14 protein-coding genes are annotated in these 17,302 nt (G+C 71.8%); 7 read left to right on the top strand and 7 right to left on the bottom strand.

The genetic code is table 11. The features are described from left to right. Window position 1 precedes the first annotated feature (1 nt). The 3 genes from P696_RS43780 to P696_RS0106845 all read left to right on the top strand — a co-directional run bounded on the left by P696_RS43780 (window position 2) and on the right by P696_RS0106845 (window position 3,327). A complete protein-coding gene (locus P696_RS43780) occupies window positions 2-838 on the top strand; it encodes an amino acid ABC transporter permease (RefSeq protein ID WP_051466995.1) in 837 nt (278 codons plus the stop codon). Further along, on the top strand, window positions 835-1,599 hold the full coding sequence (locus P696_RS43775; RefSeq protein ID WP_034483364.1) for an amino acid ABC transporter ATP-binding protein: 765 nt from the start codon (window positions 835-837) through the stop codon (window positions 1,597-1,599). The genes P696_RS43780 and P696_RS43775 overlap by 4 nt, the downstream gene beginning before the upstream one ends. Window positions 1,600-1,965: 366 nt before the next feature. After that, window positions 1,966-3,327 carry a glutamine synthetase family protein gene (locus tag P696_RS0106845; RefSeq protein WP_026411746.1) on the top strand — a complete coding sequence of 454 codons (1,362 nt, stop codon included), beginning with the start codon at window positions 1,966-1,968 and terminating at the stop codon, window positions 3,325-3,327. A gap of 95 nt (window positions 3,328-3,422) precedes the next feature. Here the strand turns inward: P696_RS0106845 and P696_RS0106840 are convergent, their stop codons facing one another. Next, a complete protein-coding gene (locus P696_RS0106840; protein ID WP_084336904.1) occupies window positions 3,423-4,883 on the bottom strand; it encodes an FG-GAP-like repeat-containing protein in 1,461 nt (486 codons plus the stop codon). A gap of 155 nt (window positions 4,884-5,038) precedes the next feature. Here P696_RS0106840 and P696_RS43770 point away from each other — a divergent pair, with 155 nt between their 5' ends. Beyond that, complete coding sequence (locus P696_RS43770; RefSeq protein ID WP_245627538.1) at window positions 5,039-8,404, top strand: bifunctional [glutamine synthetase] adenylyltransferase/[glutamine synthetase]-adenylyl-L-tyrosine phosphorylase; 3,366 nt, start codon at window positions 5,039-5,041, stop codon at window positions 8,402-8,404. Window positions 8,405-8,434: 30 nt separating this feature from the next. Here P696_RS43770 and P696_RS43765 read toward each other — a convergent pair whose 3' ends face one another. Together P696_RS43765 and P696_RS43760 are read right to left on the bottom strand one after the other, a co-directional pair. Continuing rightward, the gene (locus P696_RS43765; protein WP_051466993.1) at window positions 8,435-9,259 is read right to left on the bottom strand and encodes a phosphatase PAP2 family protein; all 825 of its coding nucleotides are present in this window, start codon (window positions 9,257-9,259) and stop codon (window positions 8,435-8,437) included. Window positions 9,260-9,271: 12 nt separating this feature from the next. Further along, window positions 9,272-10,243, bottom strand: a complete 972-nt coding sequence (locus P696_RS43760; protein WP_084336900.1) for a phosphatase PAP2 family protein — start codon at window positions 10,241-10,243, stop codon at window positions 9,272-9,274. Window positions 10,244-10,582: 339 nt separating this feature from the next. Here P696_RS43760 and P696_RS0106820 point away from each other — a divergent pair, with 339 nt between their 5' ends. Next, window positions 10,583-12,052, top strand: coding sequence for an alpha/beta hydrolase (locus P696_RS0106820; protein ID WP_051466991.1), 1,470 nt, complete (start codon window positions 10,583-10,585; stop codon window positions 12,050-12,052). 80 nt (window positions 12,053-12,132) lie between these two features. On the opposite strand, the gene P696_RS0106815 is transcribed toward P696_RS0106820, so the two are convergent. Next, complete coding sequence (locus P696_RS0106815; protein WP_026411743.1) at window positions 12,133-12,537, bottom strand: OsmC family protein; 405 nt, start codon at window positions 12,535-12,537, stop codon at window positions 12,133-12,135. 131 nt (window positions 12,538-12,668) lie between these two features. Next, on the bottom strand, window positions 12,669-14,093 hold the full coding sequence (gene glnA, locus P696_RS0106810; protein WP_026411742.1) for a type I glutamate--ammonia ligase: 1,425 nt from the start codon (window positions 14,091-14,093) through the stop codon (window positions 12,669-12,671). 177 nt (window positions 14,094-14,270) lie between these two features. Here glnA and P696_RS0106805 point away from each other — a divergent pair, with 177 nt between their 5' ends. After that, window positions 14,271-14,756, top strand: coding sequence for an RDD family protein (locus P696_RS0106805; protein ID WP_026411741.1), 486 nt, complete (start codon window positions 14,271-14,273; stop codon window positions 14,754-14,756). A 183-nt stretch (window positions 14,757-14,939) separates the two neighbouring features. On the opposite strand, the gene P696_RS0106800 is transcribed toward P696_RS0106805, so the two are convergent. After that, entirely contained in the window at window positions 14,940-15,635 is a 696-nt protein-coding gene (locus P696_RS0106800; protein WP_026411740.1) for a DUF4191 domain-containing protein, read from the bottom strand. A 23-nt stretch (window positions 15,636-15,658) separates the two neighbouring features. After that, window positions 15,659-16,588 (bottom strand): lipoyl synthase, encoded by a 930-nt coding sequence (gene lipA / locus P696_RS0106795; RefSeq protein ID WP_026411739.1) that lies wholly within the window; start codon window positions 16,586-16,588, stop codon window positions 15,659-15,661. Window positions 16,589-16,831: 243 nt separating this feature from the next. On the opposite strand from lipA, the gene P696_RS0106790 reads away from it, so the two are divergent. Beyond that, window positions 16,832-17,290, top strand: coding sequence for a DUF1877 family protein (locus tag P696_RS0106790; protein ID WP_245627537.1), 459 nt, complete (start codon window positions 16,832-16,834; stop codon window positions 17,288-17,290). Window positions 17,291-17,302: the final 12 nt, after the last annotated feature.

The raw sequence follows: 17,302 nt of genomic DNA, 5'->3' as shown, positions 1-17,302 counted from the left end.
CGTGGCGTCCACCTCCGAGCCCGCCGCCGCCGCGCGCGGCGGCGGGCTGACCCGCAGGCGCCGCAGGCGGCTCGTCCTCGGCGGCGAGTACGGCGTCTTCGTCATCGCCGTCGGGCTTGCGATCGCGCTGGCCGACTGGCACGCCCTGCACATCAACTTCCTCAACTGGTCGGTCGCCAGGGACCTGTTCCCGGACATCATCACGATCGGCCTGCGCAACACGGTGGCCTTCACGGTGAGCGGGTTCGTGCTCGGCCTCGTCGGCGGGCTGGTCATCGCGTTGATGCGGCTGTCGTCGGCACTGCCGTTCCGCTGGTTCGCGATGGCCTACATCGAGGTCTTCCGGGGCCTGCCGGCGCTGCTGATCTTCATCTTCGTCGGCACCGGGATCCCGCTCGCGTTCCCCGGCTTCGAACTGCCCGGCGGCGTGTACGGGCAGGCGGCGGTGTCGCTCGGCCTGGTGGCGGCGGCGTACATGGCCGAGACGATCCGGGCGGGCATCGAGGCGGTGCCGCGCGGGCAGACCGAGGCGGCGCGCTCGCTCGGCATGTCGCAGTTCCGCGCGATGCGGACGATCGTCATCCCGCAGGCGCTCCGGGTTGTCATCCCGCCCCTGACCAACGAGCTGGTGCTGCTGTTCAAGGACTCGTCGTTGGCGCTGTTCCTCGGCGTACTCCTCAGCCAGCGGGAGCTCACCAAGTTCGGCCGGGACGCGGCGAGCCAGCTCGGCAACACCACCCCGATCCTGGTCGCGGGCCTCTGCTACCTGCTGATCACGATCCCGCTCGGCTACCTGGCCCGGCGGCTGGAGGCACGGCAGAAGCGGGGACGGCGATGAGCGCGATCGAGATCAGGGACCTCCGCAAGACGTTCGGGGAGCTGGAGGTCCTGCGCGGCATCGACCTCAGCATCGAGTCCGGCGAGGTGGTGTGCGTGATCGGGCCGTCCGGCTCGGGCAAGTCCACCCTGCTGCGCTGCGTGAACCTGCTGGAGGAGCCGTCCGGCGGGACGATCACGGTGGACGGCGTCGAGCTCACCGACCCCGACGTCGACATCGACGCCGCGCGTCGGCGCATCGGCATGGTGTTCCAGTCGTTCAACCTGTTCCCGCACCTGACCGTCCTCGGGAACGTGACGGTCGCTCAGCGCAAGGTGCTGAGGCGGGACAGGGCCGAGGCCGAGCGGGTCGCCCGCGCGAACCTGGAGCGGGTCGGCCTGGCCGACAAGGTGGAGGAGTACCCGGAGAAGCTGTCCGGCGGCCAGCAGCAGCGCGTGGCGATCGCCCGCGCGCTCGCCATGGACCCGGCCGTCATGCTGTTCGACGAGCCGACGTCCGCGCTGGACCCCGAGCTGGTCGGGGACGTCCTCGGCGTCATGCGCGGTCTCGCGGACGAGGGCATGACCATGGTCGTGGTCACGCACGAGATGAGCTTCGCCCGCGAGGTCGCCGACCGGGTGGTGTTCATGGACGGCGGCGTCGTGGTCGAGCAGGGCCCGCCGGACCGGGTGATCGCGAGTCCGGAGCACGAGCGCACCCGGACCTTCCTCGCCCGCGTCCTGGATCCGGCGGCGGCCCGGGTCGGCGAAGTGGACGTCTGAACCCGGGCGAACGAACCGGGGCGGATCCCCGCGAATCCCGCGGGGTCCGAGGAACCCGTGGAACAGGCCCCCGACCTGGGCGTTGGCCGGGGGCTAGGGTAAGCGTCAGGTAAACGCGGGTAAGCATGAGGTGCGGAGACGTCGGCGTGTTCCGTTCGTCCCCGATGTGGCAGAGTTGGCGGCGCGGGGCACCATGTCCGTGACGCTCGAGAATGCTCGCATCGGTGGCGTTTTCGCTGGGTAAGCCCCCGCCGGGGCGCCCCCGCGACGTAACGTCGCGGTAACAGCGGCCGGTCATACTGCAAAGTGCCGGACCCGGTGTCCACCACCGCCTGCCGGGGACGGCGTCGCACGAGGGAGAGGGCTTTGGACCGACAGCAGGAGTTCGTGCTCCGCACGCTGGAGGAGCGGGACATCCGCTTCATCCGGCTGTGGTTCACCGACGTGCTCGGCTTCCTGAAGTCCGTCGCCGTCGCGCCCGCCGAGCTGGAGGGGGCGTTCGGCGAGGGCATCGGCTTCGACGGCTCGGCGATCGAGGGCTTCGCCCGGGTCTACGAGGCCGACATGATCGCCAAGCCCGACCCGTCCACCTTCCAGATCCTGCCATGGCGCAGCGAGACGCCCGGCGCCGGCCGGATGTTCTGCGACATCCTCATGCCGGACGGCACGCCGAGCTTCGCCGACCCGCGCTTCGTGCTCAAGCGGGCGCTGGCCCGCGCCGCCGACCTCGGGTTCACCTTCTACACCCATCCCGAGATCGAGTTCTTCCTGCTCCAGAACCGTCCCGAGGACGGCCGCGAGCCCGTGCCGGTGGACCAGGGCGGCTACTTCGACCACACCCCGCACAGCGCCGCGCACGACTTCCGGCGCAACGCGATCATGATGCTGGAGTCGATGGGCATCTCGGTGGAGTTCAGCCACCACGAGGGCGCCCCCGGCCAGCAGGAGATCGACCTGCGGTACGCCGACGCGCTCACCACCGCCGACAACATCATGACGTTCCGGCTGGTCATGAAGGAGGTCGCCCTCGAGCAGGGCGTCTACGCCTCGTTCATGCCCAAGCCGTTCACCGAGCACCCCGGCTCGGGCATGCACACCCACATGTCGCTGTTCGAGGGCGACAGGAACGCCTTCTACGAGCCGGGCGCCGAGTTCCAGCTCTCCAAGGTCGGCCGCGCGTTCATCGCGGGCGTCCTGCGGCACTCCGCCGAGATCACCGCCGTCTGCAACCAGTGGGTGAACTCCTACAAGCGGCTGTGGGGCGGCGTCGGCTTCTCGGCGGGCGCGGGCGGCGAGGCCCCGTCCTACATCTGCTGGGGCCACAACAACCGGTCCGCGCTGATCCGCGTCCCCATGTACAAGCCCGCCAAGGGCCACTCGACCCGCGTCGAGTTCCGCTCCCTGGACACCGCCGCCAACCCCTACCTGGCGTTCGCGGCGATCCTCGGCGCTGGCCTGAAGGGCATCGAGGAGGGCTACGAGCTGCCCCCCGGCGCCGAGGACGACGTGTGGGCGCTGACCTCGGCCGAACGCCGCGCGATGGGCATCGAGCCGCTTCCGCAGAGCCTGGACGAGGCGATCCGCGCGATGGAGCGCAGCGAGCTGATGGCGGACGTCCTCGGCGAGCACGTCTTCGACTTCTTCCTGCGCAACAAGCGCCAGGAGTGGGAGGAGTACCGCCGCCAGGTCACCGAGTTCGAACGCAAGCGCCTGATGCCCGTCCTGTAGGACGTTCGCCCGGCCGTTCGGGGTGGCCGGGAGCCCGTCCGGGCTCCCGGCCACCACCTTTTCTCAGTGCCTTCTCAGCACGCCCTCATGCCGGGTCACGGCATGATGCGTTCGCCGAGCTGGATCTCCTCCTTGACGTTCAGGGTCTGCGGGGTGATCCAGGTGCTGCCCTTGAGCAGCGGGCCGCCCTTGCCGCCGGGGAAGGCGAAGATCGCCCCACGGTAGACGGGCTTGGGGGCGGGGTGGTTGCCCGCTCCGACGACCAGGTCCGGCCTGCCGTCGCCGTTCAGGTCCTGGATGACGACGGCGCCGCCGAAGTAGTCCTCGGTCCTCGGACGGTCGGGCGCCCCGGGGAGGGACAGGTTGATCGAGCGCGCTCCCTTGCCGGTGAGGCCCTTGCGCGTGCCGTAGAGCACGGTGACCGCACCCGTCTCGTGGAGCTTGCCGATCGGAGTCCTGGGGGCGCCGACCGCGACGTCCCCGAGTCCGTCGCCGTTGAGATCGCCGACGGCGATCGCCTCGTGAGCGAAGTCGTCGTCGGCCGAGCCCTTGCCCGGCACGCCCGGCGTGTCCTTGGAGAACGACACGGGCTTGCTCAGCCCGGTCTTCCCGCCGTAGAGGACGCTGATCTGCGCGGGCTTCTTCCCTGTGTAGCGGCGGACGACGAGATCGGCGCGGTGGTCGCCGTTGATGTCTCCGGCGGCGATGCTGCGCTCCGTCCAGCCCGTGGCGAAGCGGTGCGGCGCGCCGAGCCCCTTGGCGGTGCCGTACCGGACCTCCCCGAAGGCGGGCCCGCGCCCGCCGCGCTCGTACAGCGACGTGAAGGTCAGGGCGAGGTCGGCCTTACCGTCGCCGTTGACGTCGGCCGCCACGGCCCTGAAGCCCGCGATGTCGGCCGCCGTCAACTTGTTGATCTTGGTGACCGTCGGCTTCACCGCGACCGAGCCGACGTTGGCGTAGAGCCGGTAGTGGTAGTAGTGGTCGGCCCTCGCCGCGTCGAGTTCCACGACGGCCAGGTCGGGCCTGCCGTTGCCGTCGAAGTCCCCGATGGCCATCGCCCCGACCTCCGGGCCGGGGAGCAGGACGTGCCTGCCCGTCAGGCCCTTCGGGCCGCCGTAGAACACCAGCACGCCGGTGCTCTTCCCGTCGCCGGACGTGGTGCTCACGGCGAGATCGGCATACCCGTCGCGGTCGAAGTCGGCGCTGGCCTCGTGTTCGCCGAAGGTCTCCTTCCGGTCGGGCTGGGCGGGCAGCCCGGCGCGTCCGCGGGTCACGAGGTCACGCTGGGCGGTGAGCGGACCGCGCGGGCCGACGGGCACGATGACGACCCGCCCGTTGTGGCCGCTGCCGTCCTCCGCGCTCTCGTTCGGAAGGATGAGGTCGCGGCGTCCGTCACCGTTTAAATCGCCGGGCCTCGCGGGCTTGCGCGCCGATGTGTCCGCGACCTGCGCCGCCGAGACATGGGAGGTGTCCCCCACGGTGAGCGCCACGGCGGATCCGGCCGCCACGGCTCCGGCGGCCAGGGAGCCGACCACGGCGAGAGTGCGTCTTCTCATGAGTGTTCCTCCGGGAACGGTGGGAATTCGGGGAAACGGTGTGTGCCCCCGACCTGTGAGTCGATTCAAGATCGACTTCGGTTCACGCCGTGGCCGATTCGTGATCTTGGATGGCTCTCCGTGCTCAGGCGGCCCCGTCGGATTACGGTGGTCGGGTGAGCACGCCGAGCGCACGTGACCGCCGTCCCTCACCCTCGCTGCCGACCAGGCTGGCCCGGCTGGGCTTCGACGACCCCGCCGGGGCCGAACGCCTGCTCGCCGAGGCGGGGCCCGCGGTCACGGCCGAGCTCCTGGACGACCTGGGCGCCACCGCCGACCCCGACCTCGCCCTGCGCGGCCTGCTCGCCCTGCTCACCGGTGCCGAACGGCTCGGCGAGGCCGCCGCCCTCGCGACCGCCCTGGCCACCGACCCGACCGTCCGCGAACGCCTCCTGGCCGTCCTCGGCGTCTCGTCCGCGCTGGCCGACCACCTCGCCCGCCACCCGTCCCACTGGCGCGCCCTCCGCCGCTCCTCGGACGACCCGGAACCGCCCCCCGATACCCCGCCCGGCGCCGACCACCCGAAGCCGGAGGCCCCCGCGGAACCCGCACAGGCCACCGAGGTCGCGCAGGGCGAAGACCACCCCCGGGCCGCCCGGCATGCGAACGACGGCGCGGACGCGAAAGACGCCCAGCGCGCAGCACAGCCCACGCCGGGCGCGGAGGACGCGAGGGGCGCGCAGGTCGCGCCGGGTGCGAAGGACGCGCAAGGCGCGCAGCGCGTGGAAGGCGCGCCGGGCGCGTCGGATGCGGATGGCGCGGATGGCGCGGATGGCGCGGACGGGGCTAAGCGGGCGTATGCGGAGAAAGTGGACGCGTTGGCTCACGGGATCGGGGCGGCGGCGCGGGCCGAGTTCCTGAGGGCGGTGGGAGCGGATCCCGAGGCGGACGAGCCGGTGGCGCGGGACGCCTCGACGCGGACGCTGGTGGCGCTGCGGGTCGCCTACCGCAGGCGGGTGCTCATGCTCGCCGGGCGCGACCTGACCGGGGAGCTGGACGTCGCCGAGGTCGCGGCCAGGCTGGCGGACCTCGCGTCCGCCGCCCTCGCGGCCGGGCTGGCGATCGCCCGCGCGGAGGTCCCCGGGCACGACACGTGCCGCCTGGCCGTGATCGGCATGGGCAAGTGCGGCGGACGCGAGCTGAACTACGTCAGCGACGTGGACGTGATCTTCGTGGCGGAGGCGCGCGACGGGCATCCGGAGGACGCCGCACTGCGCACCGCGACGCGGCTCGCCGCCGCGACCATGCGGGCGTGCTCGGCGAGCACCCCCGAGGGCGCGCTGTGGGAGGTGGACGCGGCGCTCCGTCCCGAGGGCAAGGCCGGGCCCCTGGTCAGGACGCTCGCCAGCCACCGCGCCTACTACGAGCGCTGGGCCAAGACCTGGGAGTTCCAGGCGCTGCTGAAGGCCCGTCCGGTCGCCGGGGACGGCGAGCTGGGCGCGCGGTACGCCGGCACGATGGGGCCGATCGTGTGGCACGCGGCCGAGGGAGTGAGCTTCGTGGAGGACGTCCAGGCCATGCGCCGTCGCGTCGAGACCGACCTGAACCGCCGTACCGCCGAGGCCGGACGGCAGCTCAAGCTGGGGCCGGGCGGGCTGCGCGACGTCGAGTTCTCCGTCCAGCTGCTCCAGCTCGTCCACGGCAGGTCGGACGAGTCGCTGCGCGCCCGCGGGACCCTCGACGCGCTCGCCGAGCTGTCCCGCGGCGGCTACGTCGGACGCGACGACGCCGCCGCGCTCGCGTCCGCCTACCGGTTCCTGCGCCGCGTCGAGCACCTCGTGCAGCTGCACCGGCTGCGCCGCACCCACCTGGTCCCGGACGACCCCGCCGACCTGCGCCGTCTCGGCCGCGCCCTCGGCCTGCGCACCGACCCGGTGGGGGAGTTCACCACGCTGTGGCGGCGGCACGCGCGCGAGGTCCGCCGCATCCACGAGAAGCTGTTCTACCGGCCGCTCCTGCAGGCCGTCGCGCGCCTGCCCGAGGAGGAGGCCCGCCTCACCCCGGACGCCGCCCGCGTCCGCCTGGAGGCACTCGGCTACGGCGACCCGTCCGGCGCGCTCCGGCACCTCCAGGCCCTCACCGCCGGGGTGTCCCGCCGCGCCGCCATCCAGCGGACGCTGCTCCCTGTCATGCTCGGCTGGTTCGCCGACGCCCCCGACCCGGACGCGGGCCTGCTCGGCTTCCGCCAGGTCAGCGACGCCCTCGGCACGACCCCCTGGTACCTGCGGCTGCTCCGCGACGACGTGACCGTGGCCGAACGCATGGCGCACGTCCTCGGGGCCAGCCGGTACGCCACCGACCTGCTGCTCCGCGCCCCCGAGGCCGTCGCGATGCTCGGCCGCGACAGCGAGCTGAGGCCGCGGCCCGCGGCGTCCCTGCGCACCGAGGCCCTCGCCGCCGTCCGCCGCCGCCCGGGCGGGGTGTCGGTGGAGGACGCGGTGACGGCGGTCCGGGCCGTCCGGCGGAGGGAGCTGTTCCGCGTGTCGGTCGCCGACCTGCTCGGCACGCTCGAGCCGGGCGCGGTCGGCGAGGCGCTCACCGACATCACCTCCGTCACGATCGAGGCCGCCCTGGACGCGGCGGTCGGCAAGGTCGAGGCGGAGCGGCGCGGCCCGCTGCCGACCGCGATGGCGGTCGTCGCGATGGGCCGGTTCGGCGGGCACGAGCTCGGCTACGGCAGCGACGCGGACGTGATGTTCGTGCACGACCCGAGGCCCGGCGCGGACGACCGGGACGCCGCGTCCGCCGCGTCCGCGGTCGCCGAGGAGCTCCGGCGGCTGCTCGCCCTGCCCGCCGCCGACCCGCCGGTCAGGATCGACCCGGACCTGCGTCCCGAGGGCAAGGCCGGGCCGCTCGTCCGCAGCCTCGCGTCCTACGCCGCCTACTACGCCCGCTGGTCGGAGCCGTGGGAGAGCCAGGCGCTGCTCCGCGCCGACCCGCTGGTCGGGGACCCCGCCCTGCGGGAGCGCTTCCGCGAGGTGATCGACCCCGTCCGCTGGCCCGAGGACGGCGTGAAGGAGGACGCCGTCCGGCAGATCCGGCGGCTCAAGGCCCGGATGGAGTCCGAGCGGCTGCCGCGCGGCGTGGACCGCCGGCTCCACCTCAAGCTCGGCCCCGGTGGCCTGTCCGACGTGGAGTGGGTGGCCCAGCTGATCCAGCTCCGGCACGCCTACGAGATCCCCGCCCTGCGCACCACCCGCACCCTCGCCGCGCTGGACGCCGCCGTCGAGGCCCGCCTCCTCGACTCCGGCGACGCCGCCGAGCTCGCCGAGGCGTGGTGCCTGGCGACCCGGATCCGGGCCGCGATCGTGCTGGTCAGGGGCCGTCCGTCCGATCTGCTGCCGACCGACCACCACCACGAGCGCAGCGCCGTCGCGCAGGTCCTCGGTTATCCGGCCGCGGGCGACCTGCTGGAGGACTACCACCGGCACGCCCGCCGCGCCCGCGCCGTCGTGGAACGCGCCTTCTACGGCGCGTCCTGACGCCTCCCGGCGTCCTGGAACGTGCCAAGGCTAGGGGCGAGGGCCGGGCCCGCCGGGCCAGCCGTACTCCTCCTGCGCCGGGGAGCGCCTGAACCAGGGGAGCAGGACGCGGGCGCCGCCGTAGGCCAGGACCAGGCCCAGGGCCGAGGCCGTCGCGCCGCCCACGGCGTCCAGCAGGTAGTGGTTGGCGGTGCCCATGATCACCATGATGGTCGCGACCGGGTAGAGGGCGGCCAGGACGACCGCCCAGCGGCGGCGGCTGATGGCGATGATCGCGGCGGCGCACCACAGCGACCAGGCGGTGTGCATGGACGGCATCGCCGCGAACTGGTTGGAGACCGAGGCGGTCGGGCCCGTGGTGTAGATGCCCCAGGTGCCGAAGGTGATCACGGTGTCGGTGAAGCCCGCCAGCATTCGCGGCGGCGCCAGCGGGTAGAGCCAGAAGCCGAGCAGCCCGATCAGCGTGAGGAAGAACAACGCGGCGCGGTGCATCCGGTAGGTGCCCGGATGCCGCCAGTAGAGCCAGACCAGCACCCCGATCGTCATGATGAAGTGCATGGTCGCGTAGAAGTAGTTCGCCGGGACGGCGAGCCAGGAGTGGGCGAGGAACAGCCGGTTCAGCGAGTACTCGACGTCCATGCCGCCCAGGGCCTCGGCGTTCAGCAGCTCATGGCCGTGCTGGAGGGCGAGCGCGCGCTCGGTGGGGACCAGGTTGCGGATGAACTCGTAGGCGACGTAGCAGATCAGGACGATCGCGAGCTCGGCCCACAGCCGCGGCCTGGCGGCCCGGGCGCCCGGGCCGGGATCCCCGGCCGGGCCCGGACCGGTCCCGGAGAGGTCCGCCGTCCTGGCCATGGACCGAGCATCTCAGACACGCTCCGCCGACCTGGCACCGGCCACGGTCCGAATACGAACCATTACCCTCGTGCGACCCGTCCGCGCCCTGCTCCGCACCCGTTCGCCCGCCCGCAGCAGGGACTCCGGGGTGCGCCGGTACAGCAGCCAGGACAGCGCCAGCGATCCGACGATCAGCCCGCTCCCGATCACCGCGTCCAGGATGTAGTGGTTCGCGGTGGAGAGGATCACCAGCACGGTCGTCACCGGGTAGGCCACGCCCAGCGCCTTGACCCACTTCTGCGTGCCCAGCCGGACGAGCACGAACCCGCACCACAGCGACCAGCCCGCGTGCATCGACGGCATCGCCGCGTACTGGTTGGTCATCGCCCCGGACGAGTCGCCCGAGTACAGCCCCACCGAGTGCAGCGCGGTCACCGGGTCGATGAACCCGACGCTGCCGAGGAAGCGCGGCGGGGCCAGCGGGTACAGCCAGAACCCGATCAGCGCCAGCCCGGTCGCGATCATCACCGCCGCGCGCAGCCACCGGTACTCCAGCGGCCGGTACCGGTAGAGCCACACCACCAGGCTCAGCGTCACCACGAAGTGCATGCTCATGTAGAACAGGTTCGCGGCCTTGGCCAGCCACGTCACGTCCAGCAGCCACCGGTTGAGGTCGAGCTCCACGTCGATGCCGAGCGACCGCTCCAGGGACAGGATGTCCTGCGCGTGCCGGAACGCCGGGCCGGTGCCGTCCTGGACCAGGATGATCCGGGTCAGCGTGTAGGCCGTGTAGAACAGGGCGATCAGCGCGAGCTCGCGCCAGAGCGGGGGCGCGGAGGGGGAGCCGGAGAACGTGCGCACGGCGCGTGCGAACCGGACGACGCGGCCGGCGGGACGGCGGACCTCGTCCGACGGTTCCTGCCGGGGGAGCGGGACACGCGCGGTGGGGGTGTCGGACTCCTCGGTCTGGCCGCGGGGAGCTGCTGGGGCGGTTTGGGCCATGCTACCTATCTTTGCCGCGCGGCCACCTGTTTGAGATCACCGCGACGAAGGGTCTTCATCTCAGTCTTGAGTAGTACGCCCCGGCGGGGAAATCCGGACTTCAGGGTGAGTCCCCCTAGCACCCGGAGATGGCGTGAACTCGACGAGATCGGGAGTCAGCATAGGAGGCCACGGGTAGATCATGGATCGCCCCCCGCGGAACGACCGGGGGGACGAATGTTGCATACGGGGCCACTGAGGCATGCCAGGGTGGCAATCGCCGTCGTTCTGACCGTTTCCGGCCCGGCCGGATGCGGGGGTCGGGGACCGTCCAGGCCATCGTCCGAGACGGTCTCAGGTATGACACGCGGCGTCTCGTTCCTCTCCGGGCTGCCCGCCTCCATCACCCGCCAGCGCCCCTCCTGGGGACCCTGCACCGGGCTGTCCACGAACCCCCCGCTCACCACCGGACGGACCGGCACGCCGCAGTGCGCCTCGGTCAGGGTGCCGCTCGACTACGCCAAGCCGGGCGGTAGGACCATCGATCTCGCCCTGCTCAGGTTCGCCGCCACCGACCGGGCCCACCACATCGGCTCGCTGCTCTTCAACTTCGGCGGGCCCGGCGCCTCCGGCACCGAGTCCCTCGCCGAGTCCGCCGGACGGTTCCAGGACCTCGCCGGACGCTACGACCTCGTCGGCTTCGACCCCCGGGGCGTCGGCCAGAGCACCGCCGTCACCTGCCTGGACGACGCCGAACTCGACAGGTTCCTCGCGCTCGACTCGTCCCCGGACGACGCCGCCGAGGTCAAGACCGTCGAGGACATGGACGCCGCCTTCACGCGCGCGTGCGAGAAGCACTCCGGCGCACTCCTGCCCCACGTCGGAACCGCGCCCGCCGCCCGCGACATGGACGTCATCCGCGCCGTCCTCGGCGACGCGAGACTGCACTACTTCGGCCTCTCCTACGGCACCCAGCTCGGCGCGAACAACGCCCACCAGCTCCCTGGGAACGTCGGACGCCTCGTCCTGGACGGCGCCGTGGACACCAAGATCGGCGCGGTCGACCTGTCGCTCCAGCAGGCCGCCGCCTTCCAGCGCGCCCTCGGGAACTTCGCCTCGTACTGCGCCGGCCTCGGAGCCGCCTCCTGCCCGATGGGCCGGAACAGGAGCACCGTCCTCGCCTCCGTCCAGAGGTTCGCGGACGGCCTGGACGACCACCCCCTCCGAACCGGCCAACCGGCGAGGCCGCTCACCCAGAACCTCGGGGTGACCGGCATCTCCGCCGCCCTCTACGACCAGACGACCTGGAAGATCCTCGCGCGGGCCCTCGCCGACGCGGCCAAGGGCGACGGCACCCTCCTGCTCGCCCTCGCCGACCTGCAGAACGGCCGCGGTGAGGACGGCCACTACGCCAACCTCCTCGCCGCCAACACCGCCATCAGCTGCGCCGACACCACCGGGCGCGCGACCGTCGCGGACGTCCGGCACGAGCTGCCCCGGTTCCGCAACGCCTCGCCGATCTTCGGTCCGGGCCTCGCCTGGGGCCTGCTCACCTGCACCGGCTGGCCCTACAAGGGCGACGAGGCGGGGAACGAGGTGTCCGCGCCGTCCGCCGCGCCCATCGTCGTCGTCGGCAACGAGGGCGACCCGGCCACCCCGTACGCCTGGGCCCCCGCGCTCACGCGGGAGATCGGCGGGAAGGCCGTCCTCCTCAGCCTCCGAGGCCAGGGCCACACCGCCTACCTGACCGGAAACCGCTGCGTCGTGAACACCGTGGACGCCTACCTCCTGGACGGCAAGGTCCCGAAGAACGGCACGAGATGCACCTGAACCACCCCCTGGAACGAGGAACGCCCATGGACGGAGAGCCTTCGCTCACCCGCCCATGGGCGTTCACTCACCCCGGGTGGCTATTGGACCGGGACGACCTGCTCGACGGTCATCGGCTCCTTGAGAGCGTTCCCGACCGTGCAGTACTTCTCGTGCACCCGCTTGGCGACGGCCTGCAGCACCTCGGCGGCCTCGTCGTCCCCTTCGGGCAGTTCGACGTCGTAGGTGACGGTGATCGTGCCGAGCTTGCTGGTCTCGACCTTGTCGGCCTTCACGTCGGCGGCGAGCTTCACCATCCGGTGCCCGCGCTTGGCGGTCAGCGGCTCGACCGTGACCAGCTCGCACCCGGCCAGCGCGACCAGCAGCAGCTCGACCGGCGAGAACACCCCGTCCTGGTCGGCGCCCCCGATCGGCACGGACGCGCCGCGCCCGTTCGTCCCGACGAAGCCGCCGTCCGCCGTCCGCTCGACCCGCACCTCGGCCATGGCGTTCTCCTTGATCGTCGCACCGTTCGTCCATCACAACACGGAGCGCCCCCGAGAAGTTCCCGGGGGCGCTCCGTATCGCTAAAACTACGACGAACCAGACGTCACAGAAGAATCAGGACGCCGTCGGCCTACACGTCGTAGTACAGCTCGAACTCGTGCGGGTGCGGGCGCAGGCGGATCGGGTCGATCTCGTGCTCGTACTTCATCGCGACGTAGGTCTCGATGAGGTCCGGGGTGAAGACGCCGCCCTCCAGCAGGTACTCGTGGTCGGCCTCCAGCGCGGACAGGACGGCCTCCAGCGAGCCCGGGACCTGCGGAATCGCGCGGGCCTCCTCCGGCGGAAGCTCGTAGAGGTCCTTGTCCACCGGCTCGGCGGGCTCGATCTTGTTCTTGATGCCGTCCAGGCCCGCCATGAGCATCGCGGAGAACGCCAGGTAGGGGTTGCAGGACGGGTCGGGCACGCGGAACTCGACGCGCTTGGCCTTCGGGTTCGAGCCGGTGATCGGGATGCGGATGCACGCGGACCGGTTGCGCTGCGAGTACACCAGGTTCACCGGGGCCTCGAAGCCCGGCACCAGCCGGTGGTAGGAGTTCACCGTCGGGTTGGTGAAGGCGAGCAGGGACGGCGCGTGCCGGAGCAGGCCGCCGATGTAGTGCCGGGCGCTGTCGGACAGGCCCGCGTAGCCGACCTCGTCGTAGAACAGCGGCGACCCGTCCTTCCACAGCGACTGGTGGCAGTGCATGCCCGAGCCGTTGTCGCCGAAGATGGGCTTCGGCATGAAGGTGACGGTCTTGCCAGCCGCCCGCGCGACGCTCTTCACGATGTATTTGTAGAGCATCAGCTGGTCGGCCGTCTTCAGCAGCGTGTCGAAGCGGAAGTCGATCTCCGACTGGCCCGCCGTGCCGACCTCGTGGTGCTGCATCTCCACGTGGATGCCCGACCGCAGCAGCTGCTCGACCATCTCCGACCGCAGGTCGGTGAAGTGGTCCATCGGCGGGACGGGGAAGTAGCCGCCCTTGTACGGGGGCTTGGCGCCCAGGTTCCCCGCCGCCTCCTCGCGTCCGGTGTTCCAGGCGCCCTCGACCGAGTCGAGGTAGTAGTAGCCCGCGTTCGCCTTCGTCTCGAACCGGACGTCGTCGAAGATGTAGAACTCGGCCTCGGGACCGAAGTAGCAGGTGTCGGCGATGCCGGTGCCGCGCAGGTAGTCCTGCGCCTTCCGCGCCACGTTGCGCGGGTCGCGGCTGTAGGGCTCGCCGGTCAGCGGGTCGTGCACGAAGAAGTTGAGGACGAGCGTCTTGTGCTGCCGGAACGGGTCGAGCACCGCCGTGCCCGGGTCCGGGAGCAGCAGCATGTCGGACTCGTGGATCTCCTGGAAGCCGCGGACGGACGAGCCGTCGAACATCAGCCCGTCGGTGAAGACGTTCTCGCCGAAGCTCTCCACCGGGAACGTGAAGTGCTGCATCTTCCCGGGCAGGTCCACGAACCGGCAGTCCACGAAGCGGACGCCTTCGCGGTCGATGAAGTCCAGGACCTCTTTGGCGCTGCCGAACATCCAGCCTCCTTGGGGGCGTTCTCGAGCTTCCGGAAGAGTCTCAACGGGCCGTTTCCCGGCCGTGTCCCATGTGTTTCGAGTGTGTTACGGCTCACTGGGTGATGTCCGTCACCCCACCCTAATCCGCCCGCCCCGACCCGCATCCGGGCGGGTCCGGGAACCGGATAGCGTAGAGCCATGGCAAGCGGTAAGCAGCGGGAGTCCACAAGCCCCAGGTGGACGCAGACGTGGCTCGGCGGCGCGGCGTCCGCCGGGGTCGACCTCGGCACGCCGGGGGCCCGGTTGGGGCTGCCCAAGGACGGGCCCGGCTCGGTCGCGACCTACGGGCGGCGCGTCGTCGCCCTCCTGCTGGACCTGCTCGCCGGAGCCCTGGTCGGCGCCGCGCTCGCCTCGGCCCTGGACTGGAGCCCCGCGACCCGGTCGCTCGCCAACACCGCCGTGTTCGCGCTGATGGTGTGGCTGCTCACCGCCACGCTCGGCACGACCATCGGCAAGCGCCTGGTGGGGTTGCGCGTCGCACGGCTGGACGGCCGTCCGATCGGTTTCGGCTGGTCCCTCGCCCGGACGGTCCTGCTCGTCCTCGTCGTCCCCGCCCTGCTCTGGGACCGCGACCACCGCGGCCTCCACGACCGCGCCTCCAACACCGTCGTCGTCCGCGCCTGACCGCCCGCGACCACGGCACGACGCGACACGACGCGAGCAGAGGACACCGCGGGCCGAGGCGAACCACAGGACCGCCCGAAGTCAGAACAACTCGGACACAGGAAAAACGGGAGGGCTCCCCGGCATGGGGAGCCCTCCCGTTACTGATGAGGGGTGGCCGCCGCGAGACGGCCCAGGGGCCGGTCAGCGCGTCTTCGGCTTCGGGCCCTTCGGCATGCGGGCGCCCTTGGGCATCGGGCCCTTCGGCATCTGCATCGCGCGGGGGAGCGCCGCCAGACGGCTGTTCACGTCGTTGACCTGCGCCTTGGTCAGGTTGCGGGGCAGCTTCATCAGGTGCCGCTGGAGCTTGTCCACCGGGATCTGACCCTCTTCGTCCCCGACCTGGATGTCATAGATCGGGACGGACGGCACGGCGCGCGAGATGCGCTTCTTCTCCGCGCCGAGCAGCTGGCCGACGCGGCTGCGCGGGCCCTCCGAGACGATCACGACGCCGGGACGGCCGACCGCCCGGTGCACCATGTCCAGGTTGCGGTTGCCGGACACGGCCTCGGTGACCGTCCAGCCGCCGCGCACGTTCTTCAGCACCGCCGCCGCCGCGCCCGGCTGCCCGGCGATCACCGAGTACTGGGCGCGCTGCGCGAGCTGGCCGAACACGATCATGCCGACCGCGACCGCCGCCAGGACGGCCAGCGGGACGAAGAACCACAGGCTGCCGACGAGCCAGCCCACGGCGATGACGACGACCAGCGTCGCGAGCGCCGAGGCGAAAACGATCGGGAGGGCCTTGGGGTTCGCCTGGTGGAGGACCTGGGCGACCATGCGGATCTGCTTGAGGCGGCCCGGACGCTCCTGGGCCCCGTCCGTGGGCTTCTTCGACATGTTCCTAAGGATAATGGTCGCGGTCAGCGCTCTCGCGCCTCGATGGCCTGCTTGTAGAGCCGCCCGGCCCGGTAGCTCGACCGGACGAGCGGGCCGGACATGACTCCGGCGAACCCGATCTCCTCCGCCTCGGCGGACAGCTCGACGAACTCCTCCGGCTTCACCCAGCGCTCGACCGGGTGGTGCCGCGGCGACGGACGCAGGTACTGGGTGATCGTGATCAGCTCGCAGCCCGCCTCGTGCAGGTCGCGCAGGGCCTCGGAGACCTCCTCGCGGGTCTCGCCCATGCCGAGGATGAGGTTCGACTTGGTGACCAGGCCGTCCTCGCGGGCCCGGGTGATGACCTCCAGCGACCGCTCGTACCGGAAACCGGGGCGGATCCGCTTGAAGATCCGCGGGACGGTCTCGACGTTGTGCGCCAGGACCTCCGGCCGCGACGAGAACACCTCGGCGAGCTGGTCCGGGTCGGCGTTGAAGTCGGGGATCAGCAGCTCGACGCCGCAGCCGGGGACGGCCGCGTGGATCTGCCGGACGGTCTCGGCGTACAGCCAGGCCCCGCCGTCCTCCAGGTCGTCGCGGGCGACGCCGGTGACGGTCGCGTACCGCAGCTCCATGGTCGCCACGGACTCGGCGACCCGGCGCGGCTCGTCCCGGTCGAACTCGGCGGGCTTGCCGGTGTCGATCTGGCAGAAGTCGCAGCGCCGCGTGCACTGGTCGCCGCCGATGAGGAAGGTGGCCTCGCGGTCCTCCCAGCATTCGAAGATGTTGGGACAGCCCGCCTCCTGGCAGACCGTGTGCAGACCCTCGGACTTCACCAGCTGGGTCAGCTCGCGGTACTGCGGGCCCATCTTCAGCCGGGTCTTGATCCAGTCCGGCTTGCGCTCGATGGGGGTCTGGCTGTTCCGTACCTCGATGCGGAGGAGCTTGCGCCCCTCGGGTGTCGCCGTCGTCACCCCCACAGGGTACGTGCCGATCTCCGGGGCCCGCACCCCGGCCGCCCCCGGCCGTCCCCGGCCGGTCCGCCCGGGGCGGCGGAACGACGGTGAAAGGTGCGCAAGCTCTCCTGAAGAGGATTCTCGTGTTTCCACCCTGTGTAGCTGTGGATCTCTTAAGGTGACTGCCTGTTGTCGCACGAATCGCACGTGGAGAGTAGGACCGCCGTGGGTCTCGCGTTGTCGTATCTGAGGGTGCCGCCCGTGGTCGAGGGGGAGAGCGACCCCGCGCGGATCGCGGCCGCGCTGTTCGGCGCGCCGGGCGGCCCGCGGGACGGCCGCGGTCTCGATCTCGGCGGCGACTGGCAGGTTCTGCACTGGGCGCTGACCGGCGACGCGTGGGAGGGACGCCAACCCGAGGCGGACGTGGTGTGCGGCGGGCGGCTGCTGACCGAGGACGGCGCCGACGCGAGCGGCGCGGATGTGATCTACCTGGCCCCGGACCGGGTCAAGGCCGCCGCCGCGCACCTCGACACCGTGGGTTTCGCGTCGCTTTCCGGTCGTATGAACGCGGCGGCGATGAGGGAGGCGGGCGTCCAGGGCGCGGACCTCCCGGACCCCGGGGCCCGGCTGGCCCCCGCCTACGCACGCCTGTCCGATTTCTTCCGGACGGCGGCGGGCGAGGGCCAAGCCGTCTTCAAGGTCCTCCGCGACCACTCCTAGCCGGGGCTCGGC

Source organism: Actinomadura oligospora ATCC 43269 (assembly GCF_000518265.1).
Lineage (GTDB): Bacteria > Actinomycetota > Actinomycetes > Streptosporangiales > Streptosporangiaceae > Spirillospora > Spirillospora oligospora.
Note: the sequence above shows the minus strand (reverse complement) of the source record. Positions and strands in the feature narration are given on the sequence as shown.